The sequence below is a fragment of the Sutterella sp. genome (assembly GCF_052272535.1).
Lineage (GTDB): Bacteria > Pseudomonadota > Gammaproteobacteria > Burkholderiales > Burkholderiaceae_F > Sutterella.
This window is the reverse complement of sequence record NZ_DAVZJY010000265.1, coordinates 1-2,872: the sequence shown is the minus strand read 5'-3', so window position 1 is coordinate 2,872 and position 2,872 is coordinate 1. Positions and strand designations below refer to the sequence as shown.

General features: G+C 66.8%; 4 protein-coding genes. 1 reads left to right on the top strand and 3 read right to left on the bottom strand.

Translation table 11 applies throughout. From position 1 onward, the window contains the following. The coding region (locus ACT6Y9_RS10075; protein WP_443744433.1) for a Crp/Fnr family transcriptional regulator at positions 1-546 on the bottom strand (546 nt) is incomplete at its 3' end. 32 nt (positions 547-578) lie between these two features. Between ACT6Y9_RS10075 and ACT6Y9_RS10070 the strand changes: the two genes are divergently transcribed. Then, on the top strand, positions 579-980 hold the full coding sequence (locus ACT6Y9_RS10070) for a TIGR04076 family protein (protein ID WP_443744432.1): 402 nt from the start codon (positions 579-581) through the stop codon (positions 978-980). 59 nt (positions 981-1,039) lie between these two features. On the opposite strand, the gene ACT6Y9_RS10065 is transcribed toward ACT6Y9_RS10070, so the two are convergent. After that, positions 1,040-2,269, bottom strand: coding sequence for an MFS transporter (locus ACT6Y9_RS10065; RefSeq protein ID WP_443744431.1), 1,230 nt, complete (start codon positions 2,267-2,269; stop codon positions 1,040-1,042). A 278-nt stretch (positions 2,270-2,547) separates the two neighbouring features. Continuing rightward, the gene (locus tag ACT6Y9_RS10060) at positions 2,548-2,802 is read right to left on the bottom strand and encodes a FeoC-like transcriptional regulator (protein WP_295479329.1); all 255 of its coding nucleotides are present in this window, start codon (positions 2,800-2,802) and stop codon (positions 2,548-2,550) included. Positions 2,803-2,872 lie beyond the last annotated feature (70 nt).

Below are 2,872 nucleotides of genomic sequence, written 5' to 3'. Positions count from 1 at the left end.
CAGGCGCGCGAGTTCGGGCTGCGTCGTCTCAAGCGCGTCGCCGCGGGCGAGCGCCGCACCGGCCTCATTGCGAAAGAGCAGCAGCAGCGTCGAGGCGAGTGCGGGGAGCGCCGGCGCCCGCGCGACGTCCGCGGCGGAGAAGAGCAGAAGGTTCACGAACTTCGCGTACCAGTCGATCGTCGCCGCGGCGAATTCGGGTGAGGCGCCGAGGTGCTCCTCGAGTGCGTCGGCCGGGAATTCGAGCGTGACGACGGGCGAAACCGCCTCCGTCACGATCCGCGATTCGATCTCGAAGCGGTTGCCGTGCACGACCGGAAACATCGTGCCCGGACCCGCCCAGGCGATCACGCGGGCCGCCTCGCCCGTGCGCCCGAGAACGCTCGTGCGCGCGAGGCCCGACTCGAAGAAGTGGACCCGCTCGAAGGGTTCGCCCGGCGCCCAGAGAAATTCGCCCCGCGCGAAGCGCCGCACGCGGTGCGGCAGCGCAAGGAGCCCGGCGCGCAGCGTCGAGAAGTCCTGCGTGAAGAGGTAGCGCGGTTCAAGCATGTGACCCTCCCAGAGGAGAAGGAGATTCCAAAATGAAGAAGGTGAGAATAACGGTTCTGAAGACTACCTTTGACGCCGAGCTCGCGCGCGAGTACGGCGCGCCCGGGCTCGGACCCTGTCCGATGATGCGCGAGGGCGATGTGTTTCTTGCCGACTACGCCAAGCCCGCGGGCTTGTGCGACGAGGCCTGGAAGGCGGTCTACCAGTACGTCTTCGCGCTCGCCCACGGCGCGGGCGAAGGGCTCTTCTACTACGGCGATTGGATCCGCCGGCCGGGTGTGGCCGTCGTCTCCTGCAACGATGGGCTGCGGCCCGTGATCATGAAGCTCGAGGCGACCGACGAGCCCTCGACGATCGACTACACGCCCGTGAAGCGGGAGGGCTGCGGCGGCTGCCAGTCGTGCGGGTCGTGCGCCGGGAGCAGTGCGGATTGAAGGCCGGCGCGCCGTGCGCGGCGCACGGACGGCTCAGCCCGGGAGCTCTGGACCGCTTCTCAGCGGCGCCCGAGCTCGGCCTTCTGGTCCTCGACCTGGTCCTTCAGGGCGGCAATGCGGCCTTCGAGCCGCTCACGGGTGCGCGTCGTGTGGATCATCCACTTTGCGAAGAGAAGTCCGAAGCCCGCGAGCGCGAGGAAGATGCCCGGCATCGCGGACCATTCGGCGGACTTTCCCGCCGCGATCGGGAGCCCGCCGAGCCAGGCGCCCAAGGCGTTTCCGGCGTTGAAGGAGCACTGGCAGAGCGCGGCCGCGAGGATGCGGCCCTCCTTGGCGTTCTCGATCATCATCACCTGCTGCGGGCCCGAGACGAAGAACGCGCAGGCGGCGACGAGCGTGGTGAGGAACACCGCCGCGGACGCCCAGTGCGCGAGGAAGAAGAGCGCGACGAGCGCGATGAAGAGCACGCCCTGTCCGAAGGCGGCGAGCGCCGGGTTGGAGTAGTTGGGTGCGATCTTCGCGCAGAAGAGGTTGCCGCCCACCATGCCCGCGCCTGCGAGCGTGATCACGACCCACATGAGCGAGGCCGGGATGCCCGCGACGTGCTCGATCACGGGGTTGACGTAGGAGTAGTAGGCGAAGAACCCGCCGTTGCCGAGCCCGATCGCGAAAAGCACGAGCCAGGGCTCGAAGGCGCCGAGGAAGCGGAACTGCGCCGCGAACCCCTTGTTGGGAAGCGCGGGCAGGGCCGGCACCCAGCACTTCACGGCGAGCAGGGTCGCCAAGCCCGCTCCCGCCGCGATCACGAAGGCCGCGCGCCAACTCACCGCCCAGGCGAGGAAGCTCGCGAGCGGCACGCCCGCGAGGTTCGCGATCGTCATGCCCGCGACCATCAGGCACACGTCGCGCGAGGTTTCGCCCGGGCGCGAGAGCTCCGCGCAGACGATCGACCCCACGCCGAAGAAGGCGCCGTGCGGGAGCCCCGAAATGAAGCGCGACGCGATCATGAAGCCGTAGTTGGGCGCGAACACCGTGACGGCGTTCCCGAGCACGATGACGGCGCAGAGGATGAGGAGGAGGCGCTTCAAGGGCACGCTCCGCCCGAAGAGCGTCATCAGCACCACGCCCGCGCAAACGCCCGCGGCGTAGGCCGCGATGAAGTGTCCGGCCTCCGGCACCGACACGCCGAGATCCCCCGCCGTCGGCAGCAGGATCGACATCATAGAGAATTCGGCGATGCCGAGCGCGAGGGTGCCGAGCGAGAGCGCAAGGACATGTTTGGCGATCATGGTCGGAGGAAATGCGCAGTGCAGAGAAACAAAAAGGGCGCGATCTACGAACGATCACACCCTTCGGTCATTTGTGGCCGGCGGCTTTCCTAGGAGAAGCTTGCTTGAAGCTCGAGAACGCATTCAAACGCTCCCGCAAGGACTCCCTTCAGCGGCTCGATTCGGCAGATTCTCTTCGGAAACGAAAGTACCACCAGAACCACAACGAGGATGAACTATAGAGTAGAAACCCGAATTGTGCAAGCAGGAAGATGCAACAAATTGTTTCTACGGGAAAACTAGGCCTGCGCGGCCTCCAGGGCCTGACGGCCCTTGAGCGTGAGCTTGTAGGACTTGTGATGACCGCCGTCGCAGCCGCATTCGCCGCCGCAGCAGGAGGCCGCGACAAAGCACTCCACGTCGCCGCGGCTGATGAGCTTGTCGAGCATCATCTCCATCATGCCCGGAGAGACCTTGAAGTGGAGGGCGAGGTCGCGCAGAGACACCCCCGGACGCTGGGCGATGAGGGAGCGGACGTCGAGAATCGAGAACATGGGAAAAACTCCTTTCGGTACCGGCCCCGGGCCGCGGGCTCCAAACCTTCCCGGCGCTTTTCGAAGGGCG

What these genes read in the sequence shown, in the direction of transcription:
- ACT6Y9_RS10065 (WP_443744431.1), bottom strand. Translation starts at nt 2,269, where the DNA reads ATGATCGCCAAACATGTCCTTGCGCTCTCGCTCGGCACCCTCGCGCTC.
- ACT6Y9_RS10070 (WP_443744432.1), top strand. Translation starts at nt 579, where the DNA reads ATGAAGAAGGTGAGAATAACGGTTCTGAAGACTACCTTTGACGCCGAG.
- ACT6Y9_RS10060 (WP_295479329.1), bottom strand. Translation starts at nt 2,802, where the DNA reads ATGTTCTCGATTCTCGACGTCCGCTCCCTCATCGCCCAGCGTCCGGGG.